Source organism: Micromonospora sp. NPDC000663, from assembly GCF_042898105.1.
Lineage (GTDB): Bacteria > Actinomycetota > Actinomycetes > Mycobacteriales > Micromonosporaceae > Micromonospora.
The window spans coordinates 35,800-61,607 of sequence record NZ_JBIAYR010000002.1 but is presented as its reverse complement, the minus strand read 5'-3'; the positions used below and the strand labels follow the sequence as shown (position 1 = coordinate 61,607).

Here is a 25,808-nt window from a genome sequence, read left to right as displayed (position 1 = left end):
GTCAGGAGGTCTTCAACTCCTTGGCCAGCAGCTCGGCGATCTGGGCGGTGTTGAGGGCCGCGCCCTTGCGGAGGTTGTCGCCGGTGACGAAGAAGTCGAGCGCGCGGGGGTCGTCCAGGGCGCGGCGGATCCGGCCAACCCAGGACGGGTCGGTGCCGACCGCGTCGATCGGCATCGGGAACTCGCCCGCGGCGGGGTCGTCGACGACGATCACCCCGGGGGCGTTGCGCAACGCCTCGCGGGCGCCCTCGGCGTCCACCTCGGTGGCGAAGACCGCGTGTACGGCCACCGAGTGGGCGGTCACCACCGGCACGCGTACGCAGGTGGCGGACACCTTGAGGTCGGGCAGGCCGAGGATCTTGCGAGACTCGTTGCGGATCTTCATTTCCTCGGACGACCAGTCGCCGTCGGCCGCCGAGCCGGCCCAGGGCACCACGTTGAGTGCTAGCGGCGCGGGGAACGGGCCCAGGTCGTCGCCCACCGCCTGCCGCACGTCGCCGGTACGCGAACCCAGCAGGCGGTCGCCGGCGACCTTGGCGAGCTGGTCGTGCAGGATCTCGACGCCGGCCTGCCCGGAGCCGGAGACCGCCTGGTAGGAGGCGAGCACCAGCTCCCGTAGGCCGTACTCACGGTGCAGCGGAGCCACCGCGATGATCATCGCGAGGGTGGTGCAGTTGGCGTTCGCGATGATGCCCCGGGGCCGGTTGCGGACCTGCTCGGGGTTGATCTCCGGAACGACGAGCGGGACGTCCCGGTCCATCCGGAACGCGCCTGAGTTGTCCACCACTATCGCGCCCCGGCCGACCGCGACAGGTGCCCACTCGGCGGAGACCTCGTCCGGCACGTCGAACATCGCCACATCGACGCCGTCGAACGCCTCCGGGGTCAGCGCCTGGACGACGAGTTCCTCGCCCCGGCAGCGGACCCGCCGCCCGACCGAGCGTTCGGAGGCGAGCAGACGGATCTCACCCCAGACGTTGCGGCGACCGGTGAGCAGCTCACACATCACGGTGCCGACGGCACCTGTCGCTCCGACCACGGCGAGGGTGGGCAGCGCCGTCATCGGGCGCTACCTACCCGTCCCCGCGTAGACCACGGCTTCGGTGTCGCCGCCCAGCTCGAACTGGTCGTGGATGGCGCGTACGGCGGCGTCGAGGTCGGTGTCGCGGCAGACCACGGAGACCCGGATCTCGGAGGTGGAGATCATCTCGATGTTGACCCCTGCTGCGCCGAGCGCGGCGAAGAAACCGGCGGCCACACCGGGGTGCGAGCGCATGCCGGCGCCGATCAGCGACACCTTGCCGACGTGGTCGTCGTACAGCAGGCCCTTGAACTTGACCGGCTCCTGGATCTTGCTGAGTGCGGCCATCGCGGTCGGGCCGTCCGCCTTGGGCAGGGTGAACGAGATGTCCGTGCGGCCGGTGCCCTCGGTGGAGACGTTCTGCACGATCATGTCGATGTTGATCTCAGCGCCGGCGACGGTGTCGAAGATCCGCGCGGCGGCACCCGGCTCGTCGGGTACCCCGACGATCGTGATCTTGGCCTCGCTACGGTCGTGCGCGACCCCGGTGATCAGTGCCTGCTCCACGGAAGGGTCCTCCATCGATCCGGTGACCATCGTGCCGGTGTTGGTCGAGTATGACGAACGGACGTGGATCGGCAACCCCGCCCGGCGGGCGTACTCCACGCTACGCAGGTGCAGCACCTTTGCGCCGCACGCGGCCAGCTCCAGCATCTCCTCGTAGGTGATCTGCTGGATGTGCCGGGCGTTGGGAACGATCCGGGGGTCGGCGGTGAAGATGCCGTCCACGTCGGTGTAGATCTCGCACACGTCGGCGTGCAGCGCGGCGGCGAGCGCCACCGCAGTGGTGTCCGAACCGCCGCGGCCCAGGGTGGTGACGTCCTTGGTGTCCTGCGAGACGCCCTGGAAGCCGGCCACGATGACCACCGAACCCTCGTCCAGCGCGCCCTTGAGCCGCCCCGGGGTGACGTCGATGATCCGTGCGCGGCCGTGCACCGACGTGGTGATCACGCCGGCCTGCGAGCCGGTGAACGAGCGGGCCTCGTACCCCAGGTTGTGGATGGCCATGGCCAGCAGGGCCATCGAGATCCGTTCCCCGGCGGTGAGCAGCATGTCCAGTTCGCGGCCCGGCGGCAGCGGGCTGACCTGGTTGGCCAGGTCGAGAAGTTCGTCGGTGGTGTCACCCATCGCGGAGACCACCACCACCACGTCGTCGCCGGCCTTGCGGGCGGCGACGATGCGCTCGGCCACCCGCTTGATCCGCTCGGCGTTGGCGACGGAGGACCCGCCGTACTTCTGCACCACGAGTGCCACGACGGTGCACTCCCTCCCAGCGACCCTGAGCGTGCCGACGCCGCCGGAACCGGGGCCGGCGGCGCGTGTCAGACCCCTTGAGGGTATCCGGCGGGTAACGACGGCGGGTCAGGTGATCCCACCATCCGGCCCGTCCGGGACGGCGCGGCCCCGCTGGCCAGGGCGGCGGTACGCCGGAGCGGCCCGACCCGACACGCCGGAGCGGGCGCGGCACGTGCCGGTCCCCACCAGCCGGCGTCACCCACCAGAATGAGCCGGTGCCCGTCCTTCTCCGCTCGGCCGGCCGCGTGCTCGGGCCGCTCGTGCTCGCCCTGCCGGCGTGCCTGGTCGCCTGCGCCGATGAGCAGCCCTCGCCCCCGCCGCCCACCGACAGCCCGCCCGCCCAGGTGGACGCCGCCCGGGACGAGTTGGCCGCGCTCGCGGCGGCAGCTCAGGACCGCCGGCTGGTGGCCCAGTACGTGCACATCCGGGCCGGCCAGCCGGACCGCACGGTCGTGTTCACGAGCGCGAACGACGGCAGCTGGCGGGTCGACGTGCCGGGTGGCGCACTGGGCGGCACGGTGGACGTCTCGTTGGCAGCCACCGCCGACGGGTTGTTCCAGTGCGCCCTGCCGTCGCCCGGTCGGCCGGAGTCGGTGAGCTGCGTACGTGTCGGCGACCGCGACGAGCCCCTCCCGCGCCGGCTGGACCCTCGGGTCCAGCATCCGTTCACCGACTGGTTGGACGTGCTCACCGACCGGCGGGCCCCGCTCGCCGTCGCCCCCGCCAGCGCACCGAAGGGCCTGACCGGGACCTGCTACTCGGTGGACTCCACGACCGCCTCGCTCAACGCCCCGCTGGACGTGGGCATCTACTGCTACGACCGGGACGGCACACCGACAGGCGTCCGCACCGGTAACGGGACGCTGCGGCTGGCCGCCCCGCCCGGGCCGCCGCCGGCCACCGTCCAGCTGGCCGGCCCGGTGACGGACGGCGAACCGCTCGGGACCGAGGCTCCGCCGACGCCTACCGCTGACCCGTCGGACAGCCCGAGCGCGGGAACGTCCTGATCTTCGTCCCGTTACGGGTGCTCTTGACCACATTTAGACCACCCAGGCTGAGCGGCGAATCGCCCATACAGGACGATCTGTCGCATGGCTGACCTCACTCCGCTGCTCGCGTACCGCTGGAGTCCACGGGCGTTCGACCCGAGCGCCGCACTCACCCCGGACGAGGCGGCCTCGCTGCTGGAGGCGGCCCGCTGGGCGCCGTCGACGGAGAACGGGCAGCCCTGGCGGTTCGCCCTCGGTCACCGCGAGGACGAGATCTGGAAGCGGATCCTGATCAACCTCCCGGACGACGACCAGGGCTGGGCCCGCAACGCCGCGACCCTGGTGGTCGGCGCGCACACCGGGCGCGATGCCGAGCGGGCCGCGTACGACCTGGGTCAGGCGATCGCCCACCTGACCGTGCAGGCCACCGCACTCGGCCTGCACGTGCACCAGCTCACCCGTTTCGACCGGGCCGGCCTCACCACCGAACTGGACCTGCCCGACGGCGTCCGTCCGCTGGTGGTCGCCGCCGTCGGCCGCCTCGGGGACCCGTACGGCCTCCCGGCCGAACTGCTCGCCCTGGAGACCGGCCTGCGGCACCGCCACCCGGTCGCCGACCTGCTGCTCCGCTGATCGGGCTCACCCGCCCCGGCTGGCCCGGAGCAGGACGTGCGCGGCGTCGGTGTTGCGGTAGAGGACGTGCCGACCCTGCCGGGACCTGCCGACCAGGCCGGCGGCGTGCAGCGCGGCCAGGTGCTGGGAGACGTTCCCGGCGGACATCCCGGTGAGTCGGGCCAGGTCGGTGGTGGTCGACGACCTGTCGAGCAGGTGCAGCAGCGCGGCCCGGCCTGGGCCGACCACCCGTGCCAGCGGGTCGCCGGACGGCGTCGCGGTCGCCTCCCAGAGCGTCCCGACCGCCCGGACCGGGTACGCCCCGGCCGGCACCGACTCCTCCATCAGGTTCCACAGCACCCGCCGCTCGGTGAACACCGTCGGGTTCAGCGTCAACCCTCGACCACGCAGGTCGAAGTCCCGTTCGAACGGGTCGTCGCTGACCACCCGGTCACCGAGCCAGCGCAGGCTCGGGTGCAGCTGCTCGAAGAACCGACCGGCGCCGTTCTCGGCGAGCTGGGCGGCCCGGTACGCCACGTCGGCGTCGAGCAGCGCGCGTATCCGCGGCCAGTCCGGGGCGATCGCCTCGTCGTACCAGACCCGCACCGCGTCGACGAGCTGCGGCAGCAGCCCGCGAGGGTCGGCCAGAAGCGCCAGCCCGAACGGGCCGAGCGGCCGGCGCGCGGTGGTGGCCAGCAGATCCTTGACCACCACTGCCGGTGGCGTCGCCGCAAGCTGGTCGAGCTGCTCGGCCATCTCCACGTTCGGTCGGGCCGCCGGGGTGAGGAAGTCGGGCAACGGGCAGCCCTGCCAGGTCAGCTCCGTCAGCGGTCGCACCCGGGCGGCGACCTCCGGACGGCGCAGCGTCACCCGGGCGCGGTCGATCCAGGGCAGGTGCACCGCGTAGCGGAGCGGGTTGGCCAGCGCCCACATGCTCAGGACGGTCTCGTTGACCGGCGACACGGCGAGCCGGACTCCGGCGACGTCAGCCAGGCTGAACCGCAACTCGGACACACGCACCCCCGCACGATTCGGTCCAGCCTAAAAGGTTCGACCGGAACCATGGGGACACGATTCACTCACCGCCCATGGGGGCCAGAGACACCATCCGCACAGTTGTCCGACACGTCGTACCGCCGGCCGGGCTGACCCGCGCCCTGGCCGTGCAGGCAATGGTCTACGCCGTCGGCAGCGGCCTGTTCCACGCCGGCAGTGCCGTCTTCTTCACCAGGGCGCTCGGGCTCAGCGCCGCCCAGGTCGGGTTGGGGCTGTCCATCGCGGCGGGGGTGTCGCTGCTCGGCACGGTGCCACTGGGCGGCCTCACCGACCGGTACGGGCCGCAGCGGGTCTGGGTGGTGGGGCTGGTGCTGAACGCCGCGCTCTTCGCCACCTACCCGTTCGTGGGCGGCTTCGCGGGATTCCTCGCCGTGGTGGTGGCGCTGGCGGCAGTTGACGCGTCGACAGGTGTGGCCCGTCAGGTCTACTCGATCAACGCGCTCCCGCCTGCCGAACGGGTCACGGCGATGGCCTACCAACGCTCGTCGCTGAACGTCGGATTCGGGCTGGGAGCCGTGATCAGCGGTCTGGTGCTGGCGGTGGACACGATCGAGGCGTACCGGGGAATGGTCTGGTTCATCTCGACTGTCTTCCTGTTCACGGCGCTGTTCGTACGACGACTGCCCCGGCTGCCTCAGGTGACCCGGCCGGTGGAGCCGATGGGTCGGCTCGCCGTCCTGCGGGACCGGCCGTTCATGGCGGTGTCCCTGCTGTCCGGGCTGCTCACCGCGCACGGGGTGCTCTACCTGACGGTGCTGCCGCTCTGGATCCTCACCCACACCGACGCCCCGAAGACGGTGATCGCCGCGCTGGTGCTGCTCAACACGGTCCTGATCGTGCTGCTCCAGGTACGCGTCAGCAGGGGCGCCGAGACCGCCGAGGGCGCGGCGCGGGCCTCCCGCCGTGGTGGCCTGCTGATCGCCCTGGCCTGCCTGGTCCTGCCGATCTCCGGGGTCACCCGGGGCGCGCTCACCGTCGTGGTGCTGGTGGCCGCCGCGACGGTGCTGATCCTGGCCGAGCTGATCCAGTCGGCGGGCGCCTGGGGGCTCACCGCCACCCTTCCGCCGGACGACCAGCGCGGCGCGTACGTGGGGGCGCTGCGGCTCGGTGAGCAGGTGCAGTACCTGATCGCCCCGGCCGGGTTGACCGCGCTCGGCGTGACCACCGGCGGCTGGGGTTGGCTGCCGCTGGCAGCGATCTTCGTGCTGCTCGGAGCGGCGATCGTGCCCGCCGTGGCCTGGGCCGAACGGACGCCGAGGCTGGGCGCGGACGCCCCGGAGGGCGCCATGACGCCGGTCCCATAGTCCGGACCCACCTTCCCCACCCCCCGTCACATCACGTAGGGTGACGTGGTCATGTGGCAGGCGCTGCTCCTCCTTAGCCGCCGCGACGAGGCCTGACCGGCCGGCACCTCGTCGCGGAGTCGCATCGCGCCGTCCAGCACATCTGAGTTTCCTCTCGGCACCGCCGCGCACCGTCGCCCGGCACCTCGCCGACACCTTCCGATCTGCTGACGCCACATGTTCCAGGGAGCACTCCGAGATGGCTCAACCTGTCACCGACGCTGAGACCGATCCGATCGCCCGGCAACGCCCGAGCCGTATGCCGTACCACCGCTACCAGCCCTACCGGGAGCAGTTCCGAGTGGAGCTGCCGGACCGCACCTGGCCCACCCGTACCGTCGAGGCCGCGCCACGCTGGTGCGCGGTGGATCTCCGGGACGGCAACCAGGCACTGATCGACCCGATGTCGCCCGAGCGCAAGCGCCGGATGTTCCAGCTGCTCGTACAGATGGGCTACAAGGAGATCGAGGTCGGCTTCCCGTCGGCCAGCCAGACCGACTTCGACTTCGTCAGGCAGCTCATCGAACAGGACATGATCCCGGACGACGTCACCATCCAGGTGCTCACGCAGTGCCGGGAGCACCTGATCGACAGGACGTTCGAGTCGCTGCGCGGCGCCAAGCGGGCAATCGTGCACTTCTACAACTCGACGTCCACGCTCCAGCGGCGGGTGGTCTTCGGCCTGGACAAGGACGGCATCGCCGACATCGCCACCTCCGGCGCTCGGCTCTGCCAGAAGTACGCGGAGATCCACACCCCGGACACCGAGATCTTCTACGAGTACTCGCCGGAGTCCTACACGGGCACCGAGCTGGAGTACGCGCTGGAGGTCTGCTCCAAGGTCATCGACGTGATCGACCCGACGCCGGACCGGCCGCTGATCATCAACCTGCCGGCGACAGTCGAGATGGCCACCCCGAACGTGTACGCGGACTCGATCGAGTGGATGCACAGGCACCTGCCGCGGCGGGACAGCGTGGTGCTGAGCCTGCACCCGCACAACGACCGGGGCACCGGGGTGGCCGCCGCCGAGCTGGGCCTGCTGGCCGGCGCGGACCGGATCGAGGGCTGCCTGTTCGGCAACGGCGAGCGCACCGGCAACGTGGACCTGGTGACGCTGGGCCTCAACATCTTCTCCCAGGGCATCGACCCGATGATCGACTTCTCGAACATCGACGAGGTCCGGCGCGCCGTCGAGTACTGCAACCAACTGCCGGTGCACGAACGGCACCCGTACGCGGGCGACCTCGTCTACACCGCCTTCTCCGGCTCGCACCAGGACGCCATCAACAAGGGCTTCGACGCCCTCAACGCCGACGCGAAGGCCGCCGGCGTACCTGTCGACGAGCACACCTGGGCGGTGCCGTACCTGCCGATCGATCCGAAGGACCTGGGCCGCACCTACGAGGCCGTCATCCGGGTCAACTCGCAGTCCGGCAAGGGCGGCGTCGCGTACATCATGAAGAGCGAGCACCAGCTGGACCTGCCGCGCCGGCTCCAGATCGAGTTCTCCGGGGTGGTCCAGCAGGTCACCGACCACAACGGCGGCGAGGTCGACCCGGCCGCCATGTGGGAGATCTTCGCGACGCACTACCTGCTCGACCACCAGCCCGACCCGGCGGTCCGGCTGGCCGGCTACACGATCCGCACCACCGACGGCAAGGTCGACATCGAGGCCGAGGTCGGTGTGGGCGGCGACGAGCGGTCGCTCGCCGCGGTCGGCAACGGCCCGATCGACGCGTACGTAAACGCCCTCCAGTCGGTCGGGGTGGGCGTACGGGTGCTCGACTACCACGAGCACGCGCTCTCCTCGGGTGGGGACGCGCAGGCCGCCGCGTACGTGGAGTGCGAGGTGGACGGTCGGACGGTCTGGGGTGTCGGCACCGACGCCAACATCGTCACCGCCTCGATCAAGGCGGTCACCAGCGCCGTCAACCGCGCCCGCCAGTAGACGGCACGCGCCGCGCCCCCGAGGAGGAGCCCTACCTCGGGGGTGTGGCGGCGGGCATCGAGTGGCAGGGCTGGGACGGGGGCGCCTCGCGGGGTGGCCGGTGGACCAGCACGAGGGCCAGCGCCGCACCGGCCAGCAGCAGCCCGGCGCACCACGCCAGCGAGGCGCGGAACGCGCTCGTCAGCTCCGGCTTCTGCTCGTACCCGCTGCCGGAGAGGCCGACGAGCAACGGCAGCGCGGCCACCGCGAGCAGGCCGCCGGCCCGGGACGCGGCGTTGTTGAATCCGCTTGCCACTCCGGAGAACCGGTCCTGCACGGCGGCCAGCACCGACGCGGTGAGAGGTGCCACCACCAGGGTCAGCCCGATGCCGAAGAGAAGCACCCCGGGCAGGACGTCCCGCCAGTACGACGCGCCCGGTGCCACGCCGCGCAGCAGCAGCAGCCCGGCCGCTGCGATCACCGGCCCGACGGCCAGCGGCAGCCGCGGGCCGATCCGCGCCGAGAGCGCGCCGGCCCGCGCCGAGCCGACCAACAGCAGCAGCGTCATCGGCAGCAACGCGATGCCGGTACGGAACGCCGACCACTCGACGACGTTCTGAAGGTAGACGGCGAAGAAGAAGGTGAACCCGCCGAGCGCCGCGTACACGACCACAGTGAAGATGTTCAGCGCCGAGAAGAGCCGGCTGCTGAACAGCCCGGTGGGCAGCATCGCCGTGTCGCCGCGCCGGCGTTCCAGGAGGACGAAGGCCACCGCCGCCAGCACCCCGACGAGCGCCGCCACCAGCACGGGTGCCGAGTCGAACCCGCGGGCCGGCGCGTCGATCAGCGCGTACGTGACGCCGGCGAGCGCGAACGCCCCGAGCAGCGCCCCGGCCACGTCGAAGCGGCGGCGGGTGCGGCCCGGTCCGTGCGTACGGGAGGCGTTCTCGTCGCGGCTCTCCGGCACCCAGCGCAGCGCGGCCAGCAGGACCAGCGCGGCGATCGGCAGGTTGAGGAAGAAGATCCACCGCCAGGACAGCGCGTCGATGAGCCAGCCGCCGATGAACGGCCCCAACGCCGTCGACACCCCGGAGAGCCCGGCCCACGCGCCTATCGCCCGGCCCCTGTCGTCCGGGTGGAAGCTGGCCTGGAGCACCGACAGCGAGCCGGGGGTGAGCAGCGCGCCGCCCGCGCCCTGGAGGAACCGGGCCGCGATCAGCCAGCCGGTGCCCTGCGACAGCCCGCACAGCACCGAGGCGACGGTGAACCAGAGCACCCCGATCAGGAAGACCCGCCGTCGACCGAAGCGGTCCCCGAGGGATCCGCCGAGCAGGACGAACGCCGCAAGCGTCAGCAGGTACCCGTTGACGGTCCACTGGAGATCGGCCACGTTCGCCCCGAGATCCTGACCGAGCTTCGGCAGCGCCACGTTGACGACGGTGCTGTCCAGGAAGACCATGCCGGAGGCGAGCACCGCCGCGACCAGCGTCCCCCGCCCTGCGGCGGTGCCCATCCTCAGCGCGGGTGACGGTACGGGAGCGGTCATCCCACCAATCTGCCTTGCAGGATGTGGGAGACGCCACGAAACGCCGAAACCATCCCCGGGTACTGTGCGCAATCGCCGGGAGCCCGCAAGCTGGAGAGGTGTCGTCTGTGCGTACCAGATCAGGACAGCGTGCGTCGGTGGCCGCGCTCGTCGCGGCGCTGGCGCTCGGCGTGGCCGGTTGTGTCCCGCCCGAGGAGCCGGAGGCGACGCCGCCACCGGGGGACGGCGGCAACGCCGTCGAACAGTTGAGCCAGCTGACCGTCGCCAGCGCCGGCTCGATGAAGGGTTACAGCCGGGATCGTTTCCCGCACTGGCGGGACACCGGTAAGAACTGCGACGTGCGGGACAGCATCCTGCAACGCGACGGTAAGGACGTGAAGCTCTCCGGCTGCAACGTGGTCGGTGGTCGCTGGGAGAGCGTGTACGACGGCGGCAGCGCGACGGATCCCTCCGATGTGGACATCGACCACACGGTGCCGTTGGCGAACGCCTGGCGCTCCGGCGCCGACGAGTGGGACAACGCCAAACGCGGTGACTTCGCAAACGACACGACGCGTCCGCAGCTCATCGCGGTTTCCGCGTCCTCCAATCGGGCAAAGGGTGACCAGGATCCGTCCCAGTGGAAGCCAGCGAACCGGTCGTACTGGTGCCAGTACGCCAAGGACTGGGTGACGGTGAAGCACTACTGGAAGCTGACGGTGACGAGTGCCGAGAAATCGGCACTGACCGACATGCTGGAGGGCTGCTGATGAGTGAGGGAGCTGCGACAGGCGCCGAGGCGAGCGGTGACACCGCCCCGGCCGCCGCGGGGATGACCGCCGACGGCACTGCCGACACGCCGGCCGCGGCGCCGGGGGCCGGCATGGTCGCGGACTCGACAGGTGCCGCCGGTCCGCAGAGCCGGACCGCCGACATCGTTCCCGGGCCGGGTGGGGTCATGACCGACGAGGTGGGGGTCGTCACCGGTGAGCTGACCCTGCGGACCGAGTACGCCGACGGCAAGGTCACCCTGCGGGTGCAGTACAAGGACGCGGACGAGTGGTACGCGGTGACCGGCGGGTCGGTCCCGCTGGCCGACCCGGCGGGCCTTGACGCGGTGCACGGCGTGGCGGTGGGTCTGCTGCACCGACCCGAGGGCTGAGTCGCCCGCACACGAAATCGGGGGCCGTCCGTCACGGGACGGCCCCCGACCATGTCACGGGGTGGGGATCAGCTCGCCCGGCGGGTCGACCGGGCCGGTGCCGTCCACCGGACGGACCAGCTCGACCTCGACCTTGTGGGGCCGGATCCGGCCGGCGGCGATGTCCTCGGCGAAGTGGCAGGCCACCCGGTGCCCGCCGACCACGTCGCGCAGTTCCGGCCGCTCGTCGGCGCAGCGGGTCGGCTGCGCCCACGGGCACCTGGTGTGGAACCGGCAGCCCGACGGCGGGTTGGTCGGCGACGGCAGGTCACCGGCGAGCAGGATCCGCTCCCGGCGGTCCTCCACCAGCGGGTCGGGCACCGGCACCGCGGACATGAGGGCCCGCGTGTACGGGTGCATCGGCTCGCGGTAGAGGTCGTCGCTTGACGCCTCCTCCACAAGCCCACCCAGGTACATGACACCCACCGTGTCGGCGATGTGCCGGACCACCGCCAGGTCGTGCGCGATGATCAGGTACGTCAGGCCGCGCTCGTTCTGGAGGTCCTCCAGCAGGTTGAGCACCTGAGCCTGGATCGACACGTCCAGCGCGGACACCGGCTCGTCGGCGACGATCAGGTCCGGGTTGAGCACCAGCGCCCGGGCGATGCCGATGCGCTGGCGCTGGCCGCCGGAGAACTCGTGCGGGTACTTGCCGAGGGCCGACGCGGGCAGGCCCACCGCTTCCAGCGTCTCCCGCAGGCGGCGGTTCGTCTCGACCTTGTCGTCGGCCAACCCGTGCGCCTTGAGCCCCTCCACCAGCAGCGACTCCACCGACTGGCGGGGGTCGAGGCTGGAGAGCGGATCCTGGAAGATCATCTGCATGCGGCGGCGGGCCTTGCGCATCGCCTCGCCCTTGAGCGCGCGGACGTCCGTGCCGTCGAAGATGATCTCGCCGTTGGTAGGTTCGACGAGCCGCAGCAGGCCTCGACCCAGCGTCGACTTGCCGCAGCCCGACTCGCCGACCAGGCCGTAGGTCTCGCCCTTGCGGATGCTCAGCGACACGCCGTCCACGGCGTAGACGTATCCGACGGTCCGGTCGAAGAGCAGGCCGCTCTTGATCGGGAAGTGGACCTTGATGTCGCGCAGCTCGATCAGGGCATCTGTGTGTTCGGTGGCCATCGGGCCGTGTTCGGTGGTCATCGGGCCGTGTTCGGTGGTCATCGGGCCGCCACCTCCTCGGAGACGGGGTTGTTGCAGCGGAGGTCGCCGCCGGTGGCGGTCGGTTCGAGCGGCGGCGGCCCTTCCAGGCAGGCGTCCACGACGTTGTCGCAGCGCGGTGCGAACGCGCACCCCTCGACCCACGGGATGTTGTCCGAGACGGACCCGCGGATCGCGTGCAGCCGCTCACCGCGCGGCGAGTCGAGCCGGGGCACCGAGTTCAGCAGCCCGTGGGTGTACGGGTGCCGGGCGTGCGCGAACAGCTCGTGCCGTGGCGCCCGCTCGACCACCTTGCCGCCGTAGAGCACGTTGACCGTGTCGCAGAGCCCGGCCACCACACCCAGATCGTGGGTGATCATGACGAGCGCGGTGCCGGTCTCGTCGACAAGCTGCTTGAGCAGGGTGAGGATCTGCGCCTGGATGGTCACGTCGAGCGCGGTGGTCGGCTCGTCGGCGATCAGCAGCCGGGGCTTGCAGGCCAGCGCGATAGCGATGAGCGCGCGCTGGCGCATGCCGCCGGAGATCTGGTGCGGATACTCGCTGAGCCGCCTGCTCGGGTCCGGGATGCCTACCGCGTCGAGCAGGTCCCGGGACTCCCGCAGCGCCTGCTTGCGGTCCCTGCCCTGGTGGCGTTCCAGCACCTCGGCCACCTGGACGCCGATCGGGATGACCGGGTTCAGCGAGGACAGCGGGTCCTGGAAGATCATGCTGATCTCCCGGCCGCGCCTGTCGCGCATGTCGTCGGGACGCAGCTTCAGCAGGTCGGTGCCCTCGAACAGCACCTCGCCGGTGACCTTGTTGCCCCGCTTGGGCAGCAGGCCCATGATGGCCAGGCTGGTCACGCTCTTGCCGCAGCCGGACTCGCCGACCAGGCCGACGGTCTGGCCGGGCTCCACGGTGAAGCTGACCTTGTCGACGGCGGTGAAGGACCGCTCGCCGCGCCGCTGGAACACGACGCTCAGGTCACGGACGTCGAGCAGGCTCATCGGGTCACTTCCTCACTGCTGTGGTCCTTCGCCGGCGACTGCGGGGCTCGCAGGCTCACTCCTTGCGCTCGCCCGGGGCGCGGGCCGGCCGTGCTTGTTGCGCGCACCGTGCTCACCGCCGGTTCTTCGGGTCGATCGCCTCGCGCATCGCCTCGCCCAGCAGGGTGAAGCCGAGCGCGACCACGATGATCGCGAGCGCCGGGAAGTACGCCAGCTCCGGGCGGACCTCGAAGTAACGCTGGCCGTCCACGCCGAGCATCAGACCCCACTCGGCCCGGTTGATGTCCGGGTCGCCGAGGCCCAGGAAGGAGAGCGCGGCGGCGTCCAGGATGGCCACCGCGAAGGTCAGCGTGGCCTGCACGATCACAGCGGTCAGCGAGTTGGGCAGCATGTGCCGCAGCACGATGTTGCGCTCCTTGACGCCGAGCGCGCGGGCCGCGAGCACGTGGTCGCTCTCCCGCTGCGCCAGCATCGAGCCGCGCAGCAGCCGGGCGAAGATCGGCACGCTCACGATTGCCACCGCGAAGATGACAGTCCACTGGCTCGACCGGCTCGCCATCGCGACCAGGGTGATCGCGAGCAGCAGGCTCGGCAGGGCCAGCATCACGTCCGTGAGACGCATCAGCACCACGTCGACCCAGCCGCCGAAGGCACCGGCGATCGCGCCGATCAGGACGCCGATGGCGAGGCCGATGACTGTGGCGAGCACGCCCACGAAGAGCGTCTGCCGGGCGCCGTGGATCATGCGGGACAGGAAGTCCCGACCGAGCGGGTCGGAGCCGAGCGGGAACTCGCTGCTGCTGCCCGGGATGCTGTCCACGGTCAGGTTCTTGGTCAGTTCGTCGAAACGCTGCACCGGGTCGTGCGGGGCGATCAGCGGAGCGAAGATCGCCACCAGGACGAACAGCCCGACGATCGTGGCTCCGACGATGGCCACCGGGTTGCGGCGCAGTCGGCGCACGGCGTCCCGGACGAGGCTGATCCCGCCCCGGTCGGATGCGCTCGCGCGGGCGAGCTCGTCCAGCCGCGCCTTCTTGCGGTCGCCGAGCACGCCGATGCTGCGCTCGCTCATGCCGGGACGTGGCTTCTCGTCCCCACTGCGGGGGGCCGGCGTTCCCGGCTGGGTGATCGGGTCACTCATCGCACACGCACCCTCGGGTCGATGAAGGCGTAGGAGAGGTCGACCAGCAGGTTGACCACCACGAAGACCAGCGCGGCGAGCAGGATGATCGCCTGGAGCACCGGGTAGTCCCGGCCGCCGCTGATCGAGTCGGTGATCAGTGTGCCGATGCCGCCCCAGTTGTAGACCTTCTCGGTGAGCACCGCGCCGGAGAGGAGCGCGCCGGTCTGCAGGCCGATGGTGGTGACCACCGGCAGCAGCGCGTTGCGCAGGATGTGGCGGCCGCGGATGGTGCGGTGCCGCAGGCCCTTCGCCTCGGCGGTGCGGACGTAGTCCTCGTTGAGGACGTCGAGCACGCTGGCCCGGGTGATCCGTACGATCACCGCCAGCGGGATGGTGGCGAGTGTGATCGCCGGGAGGATCAGGTGCCACAGCGCGTCCGCGCTGGCGTCGAACTCGCGCGTGAGCAGGCCGTCGAGCACGAAGAACCCGGTGACGTTCGTGTTCTCCAGGCCTGTGGTGAGCCGTCCCGACGGCGGGAACCAGTGGATGTTCTGGGTGAACACGTCCTTGAGCAGGTAGCCCAGGAAGAAGATCGGGATCGAGATGCCGAGCAGGGTGCCGGCGATGGTCAGGTTGTCCGGCCAGCGTCCCCGCCAGCGCGCCGCGAGATATCCCAGCGGAATGCCGAGACCGACGGCGATGATCATCGCGGCGAGGGCCAGCTCGATGGTGGCCGGGAAGGCACGGCTGATGACCTCGGTGACCGGGTCGCCGGTCCGGATCGAGTTGCCGAAGTCGCCGGTGACCACCCGCTGCATGAACTTGCCGTACTGCACCAGGATCGGCTGGTCGTAGCCGAGCGCCTTGGTCAGCAGGACGCGGCGCTCGGGCGTGGCCCGTTCGCCGAGCAGTGCCTCGACCGGGCCACCGGGCAGGTTCCGCAGCCAGATGAAGATCAGCGCCGACAGCGCTATGAGGGTCACCACCAGCTGCAGCAGGCGGCGGACTATGACTCGCAACATCTCTTCACACCAGACTCTCGATGATCGCGGAATCGGCCCGGCCGGGGAGAAAGCCCCGGACCGGGCCGATTCACGCCTACTGCGTCAGCCGACGGACGTCACTTGCTGATGCTGACCGTGTTGAATCGCTCGTCGGTCAGCGGGCTGGCCACCAGGCCCTTGACATCCTTGGTGACGACGATCGCCGGCGGCGCGTGCCAGACCGGAACGGCCGGCAGCCACTTGGCGGCGATGTCCCGGTTGACCTGCTCCCAGGCCGCCTTCTTGCCGGCCTCGTCGACGGTGGCGTCGGCCTTGGCGATGGCGTCGAACATCTCGGTCATCGACTGGTCGCCGAACTCGGCCTTGGCCCGGCCGAAGAACGTGCCGACGAAGTTGCCCGGGTCGTTGTAGTCACCGGTCCAGCCGAGGATGTGCAGGTCGTGCTTGCCGAACTGCTGCACGTCGTCCTTGAAGCCACCGTTCCACGGGCGAGGCACACCGTTGACCTTGATGCCGACGGCCTGCAGGTCGTTGGCGAGGACGGTGAAGATCTCCTGCGGGTTCGGCATGTACGGACGGGTGACGTCCGGCGGGTAGTAGAAGTTCAGCGTCAGACCCTCGGCGCCGGCCTCCTTGAGGAGCTGCTTGGCCTTGTCCGGGTTGTACTCGTACTTCTGCACGTCCGGGGCGTAGCCGAGCACGGTGTCCGGCATGAACTCGTCGGCGACCTTCGCGCCACCCGGGCCCTTGGTCTGCACGAGCTGCTGACGGTTGAGCGCGTAGGCGATGGCCTGCCGCACCCGCAGGTCCTTGAGCTTCGGGTTCTTCTGGTTGATGCCCAGGTAGAGGATGTTGAACGCCGGGCGGTTGATGACCTGGAAGCCCTCACCCTCGAGCGCCTTGCGGTCGGCCGGGGCCGGGAAGTCGATGCCCTGCACGGTGCCGGCGCGGAGCTCCTGCTTACGGGTGCTCTCGTCCTTGATGACCTTGATGATCATCTTGTCGACCTTGGCCTTCTCGCCAAAGTAGTCCGGGTTGCGGTTCAGGGTGATCTCGTTCTTGGCCTTGTCCCAGCCACCGAAGGTGAACGGGCCGGTGCCGACCGGGTTGGTGGTGGCGAAGGCGCTGTACTCGAACGAGTCGCCGTTCTGCTTCACCGTGTCGGCGTCGTACTTCTTCAGGGCTTCCGGGCTGGCCATCGAGAGCGAGGTCAGCGCGAAGGCACCCGGGAAGGCACCCTTGTACTGGTTGAGGGTGACGACTGCGGTGCCGTCGTCCTTCGCCGCGCAGTTGTTGTAGATCGCCTTGCCGGCGTCCTCGTTGTCGTTCTTGGCGAAGCCCCCGAAGACGTCCATGTAGTAGATCATCTGGGACTGGGCGGCAGCGCCCTTCATGTTGTACCAGCGGTCGAAGTTGTAGCAGACCGCGGCGGCGTTGAACGGCGTACCGTCGTGGAACTTCACGCCCTGACGGAGCTTGAACGTCCACACCTTGCCGGTGGGGTCGCTCTCCCAGCTCTCGGCCAGGCCGCCCTGAAGCTCGGCGGTGCCGGGCTTGTGGCTCACGAGGGTGTCGAACATCTGCCGGACCGGCCGGAACGACTCACCGTCATCGTTGAAGATCGGATCGAAGTTCTTCGGGTCACCGGCACCCGCGAAGATGAAGGTGCCGCCAGTCTTGGCCTCGCCACTGTCGCCGTCGCGCTCGCTCTCCGCGCAGCCGGCCGCGCCGACCGCCAGAGCGGCAACGGCCGCGATGGCCACAGCCGATTTAAGCCTTCTCGCCTGCATCTCTCACCTCTGTCATGCGCATGACCACGCCGAGCTGTGGCTCGGTCCGTGTGCGGGAGGCTATGACATGTCACACCGGAAGCGGAACGGGCGTCATGCAATCGCTACCAAGCCGACACCTTGCGCGGACGTCTGACAGTCGACGGCACAGCCAACACATCAAGCGACACATCGATGCGTGCGGCGGCGGGCACGACGAAGGGGTGGTGCCGTTGTCGACGGCACCACCCCCACGGGTACGACTCAGACGGCCCGACGACCCTCGAACGCCCTGCCCAGGGTGATCTCGTCGGCGTACTCCAGGTCGCCGCCGACCGGCAGCCCGCTGGCCAGCCGGGTGACCGAGATGCCCATCGGTTTCACCATCAACGCCAGGTAGGTGGCTGTCGCCTCACCCTCGGTGTTCGGGTCGGTGGCCAGGATCAACTCCCGCACCGAGCCGTCACCGAGCCGGATCAGCAACTCCCGGATGCGCAGATTGTCCGGTCCGATCCCCTCCAGCGGGTTGATCGCCCCGCCGAGCACGTGGTACCGGCCGCGGAACTCACCGGTCCGCTCGATGGCCACCACGTCCTTGGGCTCCTCGACCACGCACAGCACCTCGTTGGTGCGGCGCGGATCGCGGCAGATCCGGCACTGCTCGGACTCGGCCACGTTGTAGCAGGTCGTGCAGAACCGCACCAGCTCCTTGACCTTGCGCAGCGCGCCGGCCAGCCGGTTGACGTCGGCCGGATCCGCCGACAGGACGTGGAACGCGATCCGCTGGGCGCTCTTCGGGCCCACGCCCGGCAACCGGCCCAGCTCGTCGATCAGGTCCTGGATGGCACCTTCGTACATCTGCCGGCTCAGAAACCGGGCAGGCCGAGGCCGCCCATGCCGCCGGCGACCGGGCCCATCTTGCGCTCGGTCAGTTCACGGGCCGCCTCGGCGGCGTTGTGCATGGCCGCGACGACCAGGTCCTCAAGCGTCTCCACGTCGTCCGGGTCGACGGCCTTCGGATCGATCTTGATGCTCTTGAGCTCGCCGGCGCCGGAGACCGTCGCGGTGACCAGCCCACCGCCGGCGGTGCCGGTCAGCTCGGCCTCGGCCAGCTCGGCCTGCGCGGCGGCGATCTGCTGCTGCATCTTCTGCGCCTGCTTCAGCATCTGCTGCATGTTCGGCTGTCCACCTGGGCGCACGGGATGGCTCCTTCTCGCACTCGTCTGCTGGGCCGCCGCCCAGCCTAACCGCTGTGACCGACCCCGCCCCGCCCGGTGGCGCGCGCCCACGCCGGCGCTTCCCCGCTCCCCGTCGGGTACGGCTACCCCTACCCCGAGCTGGCCATCTGCTGGTAGTGCGCCGCGAACCCCCGCGCTGGTGTGCTCGACCGCATGGATCTCAATCGCAACGGCAGGGTCGCCGCGCTGTGCTGGGTCGCCGCGGCGCCCATCTACCTCGTCGCCAGTCTGATCACCGGCCTGCGGTGGCGTGACCCCACCTACAGCTGGGCGCTGCACAACATCAGCGACCTCGGCAACGTCCACTGCGGCATCTGGGACACCACCAGGCCCCGCTACGTCTGCTCGCCCTGGCATCCGCTGTTCAACGCCGCGGCACTACTCACCGCCGTGCTGCTCGCCGTCGGGCTCCTGCTGACCTGGCGACACCTCGGTCGCGGCGGTGTGGTGCGCTCGGCCCAGACGCTCCTGCTGCTGTCCACCGTCGGGTTCGCCCTGGTAGCCGTCTACCCGGCCGACGCCGACGAGAACATGCACGTCCTCGGCGCAGTCATGATCATGGGTCTGGGCAACGTCGGCCTGCTGCTCGCCGGCTTCGCGCCGGGCACCACAACACTCGGCCGGTGGCGACCGCTCACCCGCACCGCCGGGGTGATCGCCCTGGTCGGGACTGTGCTGTTCTTCGCCCAGCAGGGCCTCGGGATCGGGGTGGGCGGCATGGAACGCGTCGCCGTACTGCCCTTCCCCCTCTGGGCCTGCTGCCTGGGAGTCCTGCTGGCCGAGGCGCCAACTAGCGCGCGTCGACCTCGTCGATCTTCTCCGCGCCGAAGGTCTCCCGAAGCAGCCGTACCGCCTGCTCCTCGCTCGACTCCCTGGCGGTCTTCTCGTCGATGACCTCGTCGAGCGGCTCGTCACCGGGGTCGAACCCCTCGTAGACCGGGGCCGCCGGCGCCGCGCCACCCGGCCGACCGCCGCGCAGCGGGCCGTCGAAGTCCGGGTCGTAGGGCGGCTCGCCCGCCCATTCGGCGTCCGCGGTGGGCCGGGCCGCCGCGGGGGTACGCGCACCGCGCCCCGCCGCCGCCGCGCGGGCCGCGGCGATGGCGCTGCTCACCGGGGCGCCACCGGCTGCCGCCGGCTGCCGGGCCGCCGGTGTCGGGTTGCCCCGCCCACCCGGCCTGTCGCCGTTGTGCGCCGCGCCGGGGCCGCCAGGGCCACCCGGTGCGCCGCCGCCGTTCGACGCGCCGCCGTTGGGTCCGCTGCCGTTCGTGCCGTTCGGCGTCGGCGTCGAGCCGTGGCCGGGCTGGCTTCCGGCCGACGCGCCTCCTGGGCGCGCGGCCTCCGGCCAGTCCTCGTCGTCGGCCGCCTCGGCGGCAGCGGAACCACCGCCGGGGCGCGCCGCCTCCGGCCAGTCGTCCTCGGCGACGGCAGGCGTGCTCGCCGAGCCGGCGACAGCGCCCCCGTTCCGCCCCCCGGCAGCGGCGTTGCCGTTCGGCGCGACAGCAGCGGCGCTGCCGTTCGGCGCGACAGCAGCAGCGTTGCCGTTCCGGGCGGTGGCAGCGGCGCTGCCGTTCGGCGCGGCCACCGTCGAACCGGCAACGGCACCGCCAGTCGGCGTGGTGCTCGCCGGGCGGGCGACAGCACTGCTGTTCGGCACCGCGCTCGTCGAGCCGGAAGCTGCGGTGCCGCTCGCCCGGGCCGCCGGGTCGGCGCCGGTGCTCGGCGCACCCGTCGGGCCGCCGCTGGCCGGGCCCGCGCTGGCCGGGCCCGCGCTGGCCGGGCCCGCGCTGGTCGCGCTCGCGCTCGACGGGGCGCCCGGGCTCGCGTTCGGCGGGGCGGCGGCGTCGGGCGGCGGGGCGGCGGGGCGGGTCGGCTGGGAGCGCGGCGGGCCGGACAGCGGCACGCCACCCCGCTCACCGGCCACCTCGCAGCGGATCTGCCAGCGCCCGCCCAACTCCTCGTACAGCGCGTCGGTGAGCACCGCCGCGTGGTCGGCCATCATCTTGGCCAGCACTGTGGACTTCACCGTCAGCACCAGCATGTCGCCGTCGAGTTCACGTACCACCGCGTCGCGCATCAGGGCCGCGATCCGCTTGTTGGTCCGGTTGACCTTGCCGACCACGTCGGGCCAGACCCGGCGGACCGCGACAGCGTCCAGCGCGGCGGCCGGCGCACCAGGTCGGGGCGGCTCCGGTGTTGCCGGATCGGGCAGCACCGCCGACGGCGGCACCGCGCGGCGCTGGACCGGCGAACCGCCGGCCGCACCGGGACCAGTCGCGCCGGGGCCGGCTGGGGAGACGGGGGCTGGCCCCGCGATGCCCGCCGACGCACCGGGAGACGCCGGAATCGGCGAGTCGGCGGTCGAGGCACCCGACGCCGGAACGCCCGAGGTCGGAGCACCCGAGGTCGGAACACTCCGGGTCGACGGCGACGGCGTCGGATCGACGTCCCACGGCGGTGCGGAGGTCGGGGCGGCAGCGGGCGCCGGGGCGGCGGCGGGCGCCGGCTGTGGGCGTACCCCTGGGGTGGTGGTCGGGGTGTCGCCACCGCCCAGGGTGAGCCGGCGTTCCATGCGTTCGAGGCGCTGGAGCAGGCCGCCTGTGGAGTCGTCGGCGCCGGGCAGCAGCATCCTGGCGCAGATCAGTTCCAGCAGCAGGCGGGGCGCTGTGGTGCCGCGCATCTCCACCAGGCCGTCGTGCACGATGTCGGCGCAGCGGGACAGCGTGCCCGGGCCGAGCTGGGAGGCCTGCGCGGCCATCCGCTCGATCTGGTCGGCGGGGCCGTCGATGAGACCCTTCGCGGCGGCGTCCGGCACCTGCTGGAGGACGATCAGGTCGCGCAGCCGCTCCAGCAGGTCGGAGGCGAACCGACGCAGGTCGTGCCCTGCCTCGGCGACCCGGTCGACGGTGGCGTACGCGGCGGCGCCGTCCCCGGCGGCCAGCGCGTCGCACATCTCGTCGATCAACGCGGCGTCGGTCACGCCGAGCAGAGCGGCGGCCCGCGCATAGCTGATCCCCTCGGGGCCGGCACCCGCGATGAGCTGGTCGAGCACGGAGAGGCTGTCCCGCATGCTGCCGCCACCGGCGCGCACCACAAGCGGAAAGACCGCCGGCTCGGCCTTGATCCCCTCCGCCTCGCAGAGCTGCTCCAGGTACGGCCGGACCACCTTCGGCGGGAACAGCCGGAACGGGTAGTGGTGGGTCCGCGACCGGATCGTGCCGAGGACCTTCTCCGGTTCGGTGGTGGCGAAGATGAACTTGACGTACTCCGGCGGCTCCTCGACGAGCTTGAGCAGGGCGTTGAAGCCCTGCGTCGAGACCATGTGCGCCTCGTCGATGATGTAGATCTTGAAGCGGCTGCGGGCCGGCGCGAAGAACGCCTTCTCGCGCAGCTCGCGGGCGTCGTCCACACCACCGTGGCTGGCCGCGTCGATCTCGATGACGTCGATCGACCCGGCGCCGTCGGTGGACAGCGAGCGGCACGACTCGCACTTGCCGCACGGCTCGGGAGTGGGGCCCTGCTCACAGTTGAGCGAACGGGCCAGGATCCGGGCGCTCGAGGTCTTGCCGCAGCCGCGCGGGCCGGAGAAGAGGTAGGCGTGGTTGAGTCGGCCGCTCCGCAGCGCCTGTGACAGCGGCTCGGTGACCTGCTCCTGGCCGATCATCTCGGCGAAGGTGCGTGGCCGGTACTTGCGGTACAGCGCCAGCGTCACTCGTCCCGCCTCCTCTCGACCGAGCCATTCTGCGCCGGTCCGGCGCGGGTGACCACCCACCCCGCCGAACACGGGGGTGACGCACACCGCCTCGGCCGGCCGCCGCGCGTTGATCGACTCCGTGTCGGCGATCCGGCGGTATCAACCGCCCCGGGACAGCCCCACATCGCCGACCTGGAGTGGATCGAGGGCTCCGGAGACAAAAAGGCCTCCCGTGCACCCGGCAGAGCTCGCTTATCCTTGCTGCCTTCCGGCCCTGGGGAGGTTCACGAGATACCGCCGCACGGGAGGTGACGCCCAGCCTACCCGACAGCCCGTCGATCTTCAGGGGGTGGTGGGGTAGCCCGGCCGACGGAGGCCTGTATCCTGGCTCGCGGAGGATTCGCCTAGAGGCCTAGGGCGCACGCTTGGAAAGCGTGTTGGGTTTACACCCTCACGAGTTCGAATCTCGTATCCTCCGCTCGCTCTAGCAGGAAACGACAGGGCCGGCCCCCACGGGGAACCGGCCCTGAGTCGTCTCTACGGCCGCTCTGGTCTTCAGTTGTCGTCTCACTTGCCCTACTCCGGCCCACCCGGGCTCCCCCTCGCCGTCATGAGGTGGTGAGCGTCGGTTGCCGCCTGAGCGACTTCATGCCATCTGGGGTGACTGAGGTAATCGTCGTCGGGGGCGGTGGGTCCGAGTTCGTCGAGGATGGTGGTCAGGGGATCGACTGTTGGTGATCGCATCGGCCTCGCTGGTGTTGGCGAGGATGGTTCCGATGGTGTCGCGGGACTGGTGGTGGTCCCAGAACGTGTCGTCAATGAGCCAATGCACGGCTTCGGTCAGGCCAGGCCCCGCCCTCCCGGCATCACGCGCCCGCGTGTCAACGTACGGGGTCAACGTGCACAGCCATAGGTACAGCTGAACGTGCACAGCCTCGTGCAGATGGCGGAGGCACCTCCGAGCCTTCAACCGCCCGCGAGCCGGCCAGCGGATTCAGGGACACCCACAGGAACGGGCGGGCGGCCATCGTGACGTTCCGTTACCAGCGAGCCGGCATCGACCCGTATGGCGTATCCGCTTCTGGCGAAGTGCGGATGGGCAGTACGTCCATCGACGTCGATAATGACGCGCGTGTCTGTGCGTCAGAGGCTCGCAGCCGCGCTTGTGCTGACCGTGGCTGGCGTCTTGGTACTAGCCCTGCCGAACAGTTTGGGAGGTCCCGGCTGGTCGAGTTCGGCCCTGGTCACGGGTCCTCTGCACTGGGCCTGGTCGGTATAGCGCTGCTCACTCCGGGCGCTTTCTGCGCGCATGGCGGCAGCAATGATGGCATCGAGGATGGCGCGGGCGGCCTGTAGGTCGTTGATGGCCGTGCTGATGCGGTCACGGTCCGCGTTCAAGATGGTGGCCAGTTCCGGACATGCCGGCACCATTTCCTCCCCGTCCTCGGCCATGCAGGGCAGCACCTCGGCAATCGTGGCGGAGTGCAGACCTGCGGCCATTAGCGTGCGGATGTTCCGCACCGCGCGGACGTCTGTCTCTCGATATTCGCGGTAGCCGCTCGGTCGCCGCACCGGCCGGAGGAGTCCCTGTTCCTCGTAGTAGCGCAGCGCCCGTTGACTGATCCCGGTCCGCCGGGCGACTTCTCCGATCCGCATGTGACCTCCACCACCGCACCTAGACTCTGACGACGACGTGAAGGTTTACGTTAGCCGTCATGACAACTCAGGCACCAACGAACGGCGACCGGCCCAGCGTGACTGTCCTTGGCCTCGGCCAAATGGGTACCGCACTGGCCACCGCGCTTCTCGCCGCCGACTACCGGACGACCGTCTGGAACCGCACCGCCGGGAAAGCCGACGAGCTCGTCGGCCACGGCGCCGTGCGCGCCGAGACGGTCACCGACGCCGTTCTGGCAAGCCCTCTCGTGGTCGTGTGCCTGCTGGACTACGACGGCGTCCACGAGATACTCGACCCGAGCACCGACGCGCTGGCCGGGCGGGCCTTGGTCAACCTCACCACCGGCACGCCTGACGAGGCCCGTGCCATGGCTGCCTGGGCCGACAAGCGCGGCGCCCAGTATCTCGACGGCGCGATGATGGCAGTCCCCCAGACCGTCGCAACGCCCGACGGGTTCTTCCTCTACAGCGGGTCCAAGGACGCCTTCGACACCCACCGGCGGACGCTGGACGCCCTGGCCGGCAGCCACTACCTCGGCGCCGATCCGGCGGTGGCGGAACTGTGGGATATTGCCCTCCTCGGCGCCGGTTACGCGGCCCTGACTGGCTTCCTCCACAGCCTCGCGTTGCTCGACACCGCAGGCGTCACGCCGTCTCAGTTCGTCCCCCTGGCGACCCGGTGGCTTCACGGCATGACCGCATTCATGTCCGACCTGGCACAGGAAATCGAGTCTGGGGACTACACGGCCGGCGTCTCCCCAGTCGGTATGAACCGGATCGCGGTGGGAAACCTCGTCCGCACCAGCAGACTCCAGGGCATCGACACCGAGCCGCATGCCGCGCTCCGAGCTCTCCTGGACCGGCGCGTCGCCGACGGCCACAGCGCGGACAGCTTCTCCAGCCTGTTCGAACTTTTGAGAAAGCAGCCGTAAATCAGCAGGACACAGACCGCAGCAGACGATCCAATCGCGACCACCACCAGTGTTGTGATGCTGCGCTTCGACACTGACGACCTGACCATCGGCACGCTCGGCGACGACTTCGCCGACGTCGACATCATCCGGGTGGACAACGCGTCTGGTGGGACGCCACCGTCAAGCATGTCCCGTGACGGGACAGGCCCCAGACGCTTTGCGTTGCCGGATTGCGCTCCATCAGATCAAGGCGGCGCCGGCCCGGCCCCGGCCTGCTGGCGACCTCCGGCCGGCATCGGCCGGGCCGGCCGGCCACGCTGGCGGACGAGAAGACCTTGAAGACCTCGGGGCTCCGCCCCCCTTTTCAGAGATCGGCCGGGAGCGGATCACCTCGTCGGGCACCACAAGGGCGCGGGCCCAGGAGAGGAAGCGGTCGGTCAACCGGGCCGGGTCGACGCCGGTGAGCTGCGCGCTGGCCTCGGCCTGGAGCGTCGCCAGGTAGACGGTCAACGCCAGCCGGTCGTGCCGGTACTCCCCGAGCAGCCGCAGCTTCGCCGCCGAGCACGGCCAGGCGATGCCGCACGCCCGACAACGCCAGGTGGGTCGGGTAAGCAGGTGGTCCCGGTAACGACGGCTCACGAGCCGGCGCCGACGCCATGCCGAACGCCCGCGCGCCCAGCAACCGTGGGCGCCAGCGTCGCCGGTGACGCCCACTGCAACCCCTCGACCAGTATGGTCGGAAGACATTCCGAACAGCCGACGGAACCGCTGTGAAGGACGCGTTACGGGCTGCCCTTGGCGACACGGGACACCCGATCGAGTCGCTTGCGGACCATGTTGGAGTGGAGCGGAAGACTGTTGCGCGCTGGCTGAACGAGGACCGGATACCCAATCCCGGCATAGGGAGAGAGCGGCCAACGCGCTTCGCCGGCCCATCGGAGACGTTTGGCCGGACACGGCGAGACGTCGTGATGGCTGAGACATGGAACTGACCGGCGCGCGGTGGCGCAAGAGCAGCCGCAGCAACGGCGGCAACTGCGTCGAGGTCGCCGACAACCTGCCCGGCGTCGGCGCGGTACGCGACTCGAAGGACCCTCACGGACCCGCGCTCACCTTCGCTCCGCCCACCTGGCGGGCGTTCGTCGCACAGCTCACCCCGAGGGTGTGAGCGGACGCCCACCGGCATTGATCAGCCGGCGGGTACGTCCTAGCGTG

General features: G+C 70.6%; 23 protein-coding genes, 1 tRNA gene and 1 other RNA gene. 10 read left to right on the top strand and 15 right to left on the bottom strand.

The annotated features are described in order from the left end of the window. Position 1: 1 nt before the first annotated feature. Both ACFY1S_RS08895 and ACFY1S_RS08890 read right to left on the bottom strand, forming a co-directional pair. A complete protein-coding gene (locus ACFY1S_RS08895) occupies positions 2-1,063 on the bottom strand; it encodes an aspartate-semialdehyde dehydrogenase (RefSeq protein ID WP_387114542.1) in 1,062 nt (353 codons plus the stop codon). A 6-nt stretch (positions 1,064-1,069) separates the two neighbouring features. After that, positions 1,070-2,335 carry an aspartate kinase gene (locus tag ACFY1S_RS08890; RefSeq protein WP_364372294.1) on the bottom strand — a complete coding sequence of 422 codons (1,266 nt, stop codon included), beginning with the start codon at positions 2,333-2,335 and terminating at the stop codon, positions 1,070-1,072. Positions 2,336-2,592: 257 nt separating this feature from the next. On the opposite strand from ACFY1S_RS08890, the gene ACFY1S_RS08885 reads away from it, so the two are divergent. After that, complete coding sequence (locus ACFY1S_RS08885; protein ID WP_387114538.1) at positions 2,593-3,384, top strand: hypothetical protein; 792 nt, start codon at positions 2,593-2,595, stop codon at positions 3,382-3,384. 84 nt (positions 3,385-3,468) lie between these two features. Next, a complete protein-coding gene (locus ACFY1S_RS08880) occupies positions 3,469-3,999 on the top strand; it encodes a nitroreductase family protein (protein WP_387114535.1) in 531 nt (176 codons plus the stop codon). Between the two features lie 6 nt (positions 4,000-4,005). Here the strand turns inward: ACFY1S_RS08880 and ACFY1S_RS08875 are convergent, their stop codons facing one another. Then, a complete protein-coding gene (locus ACFY1S_RS08875) occupies positions 4,006-4,998 on the bottom strand; it encodes an ArsR family transcriptional regulator (RefSeq protein WP_387114532.1) in 993 nt (330 codons plus the stop codon). Between the two features lie 68 nt (positions 4,999-5,066). Between ACFY1S_RS08875 and ACFY1S_RS08870 the strand changes: the two genes are divergently transcribed. Both ACFY1S_RS08870 and leuA read left to right on the top strand, forming a co-directional pair. Continuing rightward, positions 5,067-6,338, top strand: coding sequence for an MFS transporter (locus tag ACFY1S_RS08870; RefSeq protein WP_387114529.1), 1,272 nt, complete (start codon positions 5,067-5,069; stop codon positions 6,336-6,338). Positions 6,339-6,576: 238 nt separating this feature from the next. Next, positions 6,577-8,328, top strand: a complete 1,752-nt coding sequence (gene leuA / locus ACFY1S_RS08865; RefSeq protein ID WP_387114526.1) for a 2-isopropylmalate synthase — start codon at positions 6,577-6,579, stop codon at positions 8,326-8,328. 31 nt (positions 8,329-8,359) lie between these two features. Here leuA and ACFY1S_RS08860 read toward each other — a convergent pair whose 3' ends face one another. Continuing rightward, positions 8,360-9,853 (bottom strand): MFS transporter, encoded by a 1,494-nt coding sequence (locus tag ACFY1S_RS08860; protein ID WP_387114523.1) that lies wholly within the window; start codon positions 9,851-9,853, stop codon positions 8,360-8,362. Positions 9,854-9,960: 107 nt separating this feature from the next. Here ACFY1S_RS08860 and ACFY1S_RS08855 point away from each other — a divergent pair, with 107 nt between their 5' ends. Further along, the gene (locus tag ACFY1S_RS08855) at positions 9,961-10,602 is read left to right on the top strand and encodes an HNH endonuclease family protein (RefSeq protein ID WP_387114520.1); all 642 of its coding nucleotides are present in this window, start codon (positions 9,961-9,963) and stop codon (positions 10,600-10,602) included. Further along, positions 10,602-10,994 carry a hypothetical protein gene (locus ACFY1S_RS08850; RefSeq protein WP_387114517.1) on the top strand — a complete coding sequence of 131 codons (393 nt, stop codon included), beginning with the start codon at positions 10,602-10,604 and terminating at the stop codon, positions 10,992-10,994. Before ACFY1S_RS08855 ends, ACFY1S_RS08850 begins: the two co-directional genes overlap by 1 nt. A 54-nt stretch (positions 10,995-11,048) precedes the next feature. Here ACFY1S_RS08850 and ACFY1S_RS08845 read toward each other — a convergent pair whose 3' ends face one another. From ACFY1S_RS08845 to ACFY1S_RS08815, 7 genes are all read right to left on the bottom strand, one after another. Next, positions 11,049-12,194, bottom strand: a complete 1,146-nt coding sequence (locus ACFY1S_RS08845) for an ABC transporter ATP-binding protein (RefSeq protein ID WP_387114514.1) — start codon at positions 12,192-12,194, stop codon at positions 11,049-11,051. Further along, complete coding sequence (locus ACFY1S_RS08840; RefSeq protein ID WP_364372266.1) at positions 12,191-13,177, bottom strand: ABC transporter ATP-binding protein; 987 nt, start codon at positions 13,175-13,177, stop codon at positions 12,191-12,193. Before ACFY1S_RS08840 ends, ACFY1S_RS08845 begins: the two co-directional genes overlap by 4 nt. A 112-nt stretch (positions 13,178-13,289) precedes the next feature. Beyond that, on the bottom strand, positions 13,290-14,249 hold the full coding sequence (locus ACFY1S_RS08835; RefSeq protein ID WP_364372263.1) for an ABC transporter permease: 960 nt from the start codon (positions 14,247-14,249) through the stop codon (positions 13,290-13,292). A gap of 65 nt (positions 14,250-14,314) precedes the next feature. Beyond that, positions 14,315-15,322 carry an ABC transporter permease gene (locus ACFY1S_RS08830; RefSeq protein ID WP_387114510.1) on the bottom strand — a complete coding sequence of 336 codons (1,008 nt, stop codon included), beginning with the start codon at positions 15,320-15,322 and terminating at the stop codon, positions 14,315-14,317. 98 nt (positions 15,323-15,420) lie between these two features. Continuing rightward, positions 15,421-17,094 carry an ABC transporter substrate-binding protein gene (locus ACFY1S_RS08825; protein WP_387114507.1) on the bottom strand — a complete coding sequence of 558 codons (1,674 nt, stop codon included), beginning with the start codon at positions 17,092-17,094 and terminating at the stop codon, positions 15,421-15,423. Between the two features lie 243 nt (positions 17,095-17,337). Continuing rightward, the gene (recR, locus tag ACFY1S_RS08820) at positions 17,338-17,931 is read right to left on the bottom strand and encodes a recombination mediator RecR (RefSeq protein ID WP_357989293.1); all 594 of its coding nucleotides are present in this window, start codon (positions 17,929-17,931) and stop codon (positions 17,338-17,340) included. 8 nt (positions 17,932-17,939) lie between these two features. Next, positions 17,940-18,248, bottom strand: a complete 309-nt coding sequence (locus ACFY1S_RS08815) for a YbaB/EbfC family nucleoid-associated protein (protein WP_244296072.1) — start codon at positions 18,246-18,248, stop codon at positions 17,940-17,942. A gap of 216 nt (positions 18,249-18,464) precedes the next feature. Between ACFY1S_RS08815 and ACFY1S_RS08810 the strand changes: the two genes are divergently transcribed. Beyond that, on the top strand, positions 18,465-19,205 hold the full coding sequence (locus ACFY1S_RS08810) for a DUF998 domain-containing protein (RefSeq protein WP_387114501.1): 741 nt from the start codon (positions 18,465-18,467) through the stop codon (positions 19,203-19,205). Here the strand turns inward: ACFY1S_RS08810 and ACFY1S_RS08805 are convergent. Together ACFY1S_RS08805 and ffs are read right to left on the bottom strand one after the other, a co-directional pair. Continuing rightward, positions 19,102-22,020 carry a DNA polymerase III subunit gamma and tau gene (locus ACFY1S_RS08805; RefSeq protein ID WP_387114498.1) on the bottom strand — a complete coding sequence of 973 codons (2,919 nt, stop codon included), beginning with the start codon at positions 22,018-22,020 and terminating at the stop codon, positions 19,102-19,104. The genes ACFY1S_RS08810 and ACFY1S_RS08805 overlap by 104 nt on opposite strands. Positions 22,021-22,223: 203 nt before the next feature. Beyond that, positions 22,224-22,313, bottom strand: an RNA gene (gene ffs, locus ACFY1S_RS08800) — signal recognition particle sRNA small type. Between the two features lie 82 nt (positions 22,314-22,395). Between ffs and ACFY1S_RS08795 the strand changes: the two genes are divergently transcribed. Then, a tRNA-Ser gene (locus ACFY1S_RS08795) sits at positions 22,396-22,480 on the top strand. Between the two features lie 665 nt (positions 22,481-23,145). On the opposite strand, the gene ACFY1S_RS08790 is transcribed toward ACFY1S_RS08795, so the two are convergent. Beyond that, positions 23,146-23,658 (bottom strand): MerR family transcriptional regulator, encoded by a 513-nt coding sequence (locus ACFY1S_RS08790; protein WP_387114495.1) that lies wholly within the window; start codon positions 23,656-23,658, stop codon positions 23,146-23,148. Positions 23,659-23,717: 59 nt separating this feature from the next. On the opposite strand from ACFY1S_RS08790, the gene ACFY1S_RS08785 reads away from it, so the two are divergent. Continuing rightward, entirely contained in the window at positions 23,718-24,611 is an 894-nt protein-coding gene (locus tag ACFY1S_RS08785) for an NAD(P)-dependent oxidoreductase (protein WP_387114492.1), read from the top strand. Between the two features lie 222 nt (positions 24,612-24,833). Here the strand turns inward: ACFY1S_RS08785 and ACFY1S_RS08780 are convergent, their stop codons facing one another. After that, positions 24,834-25,232 (bottom strand): hypothetical protein, encoded by a 399-nt coding sequence (locus tag ACFY1S_RS08780; protein WP_387114489.1) that lies wholly within the window; start codon positions 25,230-25,232, stop codon positions 24,834-24,836. 343 nt (positions 25,233-25,575) lie between these two features. Between ACFY1S_RS08780 and ACFY1S_RS08775 the strand changes: the two genes are divergently transcribed. Then, complete coding sequence (locus ACFY1S_RS08775) at positions 25,576-25,761, top strand: DUF397 domain-containing protein (RefSeq protein WP_387114486.1); 186 nt, start codon at positions 25,576-25,578, stop codon at positions 25,759-25,761. The last annotated feature ends 47 nt before the right edge of the window (positions 25,762-25,808 follow it).